This is a genomic window from Paenibacillus sp. 01T422, from assembly GCF_056398785.1.
Map to the genome: position 1 here is coordinate 1 of NZ_JBFTQB010000748.1, position 3303 is coordinate 3303.

Sequence of the window (3303 nt, forward strand, 5' to 3'; positions counted from 1 at the left end):
CGTCAGGGGTTGTCGGCACTTTCATATTCAGCTTTTTCAGCCAATCGTTGCGGATGAAGAAGCTTCGACTGATGCCGTTTACATTATCATAACCTGGAACGCCAATGGTTTTTCCCAGATATGACATCGCATCCCAGGAGTCCTTGGCGAAACGCTTCTGCAATTCGGGAAATTGATCCAGGTACGGAGTCAAATCCGCAAGAACCCCTTGGTCATAATATTGTGCGAGATCGGATCGGCTCTTCAAGAAGATCAAATCTGGAATATCTCCACCGGCAATGAGCGTATTCAGTTTGGTTGTTGATTGCCCAGCTTGAGGAATCATCATATCCAAGTCGATATTCATCGCTTTTTCCAACATTTGACGTTGAATATCTTCATCACGCGGAGGTATTGGAGCGGCAGCGTTGAAAGTCCCTTGGTTAAACATCGAAATTTTCATTTTGTTCGCAAACTTGTTTCCCTCGGATTGAGGGCTGCCTGAAGCTGTCGGCTTCACGACTTCTTGGTCCCCACATCCTGACAATAGCGTTCCCAGCGCTACGATAGCGGCCAGAACAGTAAATGTAAGCTTTTTACGTTGCATATTGACCTCTCCTTTTGCTTGTATATATATTATCATGGTGTCCCAGAAACAACCTAGGTAGAATTGCCTTTAGCCTTTAATCGATCCCATGAGCACCCCCTTCGTAAAATGCTTCTGCATAAAAGGATACACGATCAAAATCGGAACCGTCGTCACGACGACAGCCGCCATTTGCACAGCGAACTTGCTGACCGTCCCGGAATTGGCAATCGAATCCGCGCTTTGTGTTGCGACGTTAAGCAGAATGTTGCGCAAGACGACTTGAAGCGGCATTAGGTTCGCATCATTCAAATAGACAATCGCATCGAAATAACTGTTCCAATGCCCCACTGCGTAAAATAAGGAAACGGTAGCAAGAACGGGCAAGGACAGAGGTAAAATGATCCGCCATAGCGACTGAAGTTCACTTGCGCCGTCAACCCTCGCCGATTCCTCGATTTCAGCAGGCAATTGCTCGAAAAAGCCTTTAATAATCACCAGATTAAAAGCACTGATGAGACTCGGAATAATCAACACCCACGGGCTGTCCAAGAGTCCCAGCGAGCGGATTAGCAGATAAGTAGGAATTAACCCTCCGCCAAACATCATGGTAAAGACAATGAAGATTAAAAATGCGCTGCGCCCTGRTAAATATTTTTTGGATAAAGGATAGGCTGCTATGATCGTAAAAAGCACATTAAGTGCTGTGCCTACAACCGTTCGGAACAACGTAATCTTATACGCCTGCCCTATGCCATGAGAAATGAATACTTCTTTATAGGCTGTAAAAGTAAAGGATTCTGGTATAATAACAATTCCTCTTCTTAACACTTCCGATTCTGGCGTCACAGAAACAGCAACCACATATAGAAAGGGAAGCAAACAAAGTAGGGATAGCCCAATAAGAATCATATAGACGGCTGCTTGCCATACTTTTTCCCCGATTGTCAGATTAATCATACGAAAACCACCTCACCAAATTTGCCCATCGAATTTTTTGGCGAGCTTATTTGCAGCCAAAACCAAAATAAATCCGATGACAGCTTTAAACAATCCTACAGCCGTAGCCAAGCCAATCTTAAGACGCTCCAATCCTTCACGGTAAACCCATGTGTCGATAATATCGATCTTCTCCTGGTTAAAGCTGTTGGCGAACATGAATATTTGGTCAAAGCCAGCGTCCAGAATATGACTTAATTTAAGAATCAGCATCAGAATAATGACCCCTCGAATGCCGGGTAAGGTAACATGCCATAGCTGCCTCCATTTGGAAGCGCCATCAATTCGAGCCGCTTCATATAAGCTTGGATCGATTCCTGCTAATGCGGCAAGGTACAATATCGCTCCCCATCCAATATCTTTCCATATTTCAGATAAGATGATCAGCAGTCTGCCCCAGGCAGGTTCCGTTAGAAAGGAGATCGGCTGAGCACCATTTTCCTTCAAAATCATATTAATAAGGCCATCTCCTGGGGCTAATAAAGCCACCATCAATCCATAAACAATGACCCATGACAGAAAATGCGGCAAATAAGTGATTGTTTGAACGATTTTCTTAAACCAATGGGTATATACTTCATTGAGCAGCAAAGCGAGTACGATGGGAGCGGAGAAACCGAACAACAACTTATACAGCGATATGAGAATCGTATTTCTCATGATGTCCCAGAAATAAACGCCGTTAATAAAATCTTTGAAATTTTTCAATCCCACCCATGGGCTATCCCATAGCCCCAAAGCCAGGTTATAGTTTTTAAAAGCAATAATGATTCCCGCCATAGGAATGTATTTGAATACAGCAAAGTAAACTAATGCCGGGAATAAAAGAGCATACATCACTTTATGCCTTTGTATCGTTCTTATCCATGAATTCCGCTTATGGGGGAAGGGAATGGCGTCCTCTGCCAATTTTGCTTGCATCTCATCACCTCGTCTTTATTTCTATTTGTATAATAGCATCCGCCTGTCGGATAAATTTCTGTAATTTCAAGAATTTCTTATAAGATATTAAGTAAATGGCGTCTTGGGAAATTCCTATACAAGTGAGAAACAAACGGACAGGGTGACCGTCACCGTGGATTTGACGCAGCAAAGAACCGCGCAGCATCAAGCCTTAGCGGTTCTTTCCAACTGACGTATTATTAATTTTCTATTTCAAGGAATCTAATAGACGCTTCAATTGCGGATTCAGGTTCAATGTATTTAAAATGATCGTCAAAGCTTCAGCTCGCGTGATCTGCCCAGTTCCAAGTGAAGTGACTTCCATCCATTCAGCCGTAGCAGCTTGACCCACTCCATTATTTGCCCAGCCTGAAGCCAATTCCTCTCTGAACGTACCTATGACTAATAAGCCTGGTCGATTGGGATTTTACCGCTACCTGCACTGCCGCTGACGAATACGAACGAAGATGCACTGGCACGAGACTGTTCGAACGCCTCGCGCAGCAAATCAGGCGTACGATTGATTCTGCCTGTTTGTTCCGGAGATAGGTAGGCATAATTTGTCATTCGAGTGTCTGAGAGAACAGCTATATTCATTTCCGACTGGATATGAACACTGGTTGGATTCAAACCACCAATGAACGTGTTCTGTTTATGAGCCGTATATACCCAGTCCGTTAGTGCTATATTTGATTCTTTCTCCTGATTCCATCTACGTCTAAAGCTACCTTCCAGTGAAGTCGGTCTTTAATCTGGTAAATTGTTAGCAYGGTAGCATGGTAGTATAACTCCTTGAG

General features: G+C 43.7%; 5 protein-coding genes. All 5 read right to left on the minus strand.

All coding sequences use genetic code 11. From position 1 onward, the window contains the following. On the minus strand, positions 1 to 586 hold a 586-nt coding region (locus tag AC1DUA_RS30425), incomplete at its 3' end, for an extracellular solute-binding protein (protein WP_477503301.1). 69 nt (positions 587 to 655) lie between these two features. Continuing rightward, positions 656 to 1525, minus strand: coding sequence for a carbohydrate ABC transporter permease (locus tag AC1DUA_RS30430; protein WP_477503302.1), 870 nt, complete (start codon positions 1523 to 1525; stop codon positions 656 to 658). Positions 1526 to 1537: 12 nt separating this feature from the next. Continuing rightward, positions 1538 to 2485 (minus strand): ABC transporter permease, encoded by a 948-nt coding sequence (locus AC1DUA_RS30435; RefSeq protein ID WP_477503303.1) that lies wholly within the window; start codon positions 2483 to 2485, stop codon positions 1538 to 1540. A 229-nt stretch (positions 2486 to 2714) separates the two neighbouring features. Next, positions 2715 to 2885, minus strand: coding sequence for a hypothetical protein (locus AC1DUA_RS30440; protein WP_477503304.1), 171 nt, complete (start codon positions 2883 to 2885; stop codon positions 2715 to 2717). Positions 2886 to 2908: 23 nt separating this feature from the next. Continuing rightward, a complete protein-coding gene (locus AC1DUA_RS30445) occupies positions 2909 to 3136 on the minus strand; it encodes a hypothetical protein (protein ID WP_477503305.1) in 228 nt (75 codons plus the stop codon). Positions 3137 to 3303 lie beyond the last annotated feature (167 nt).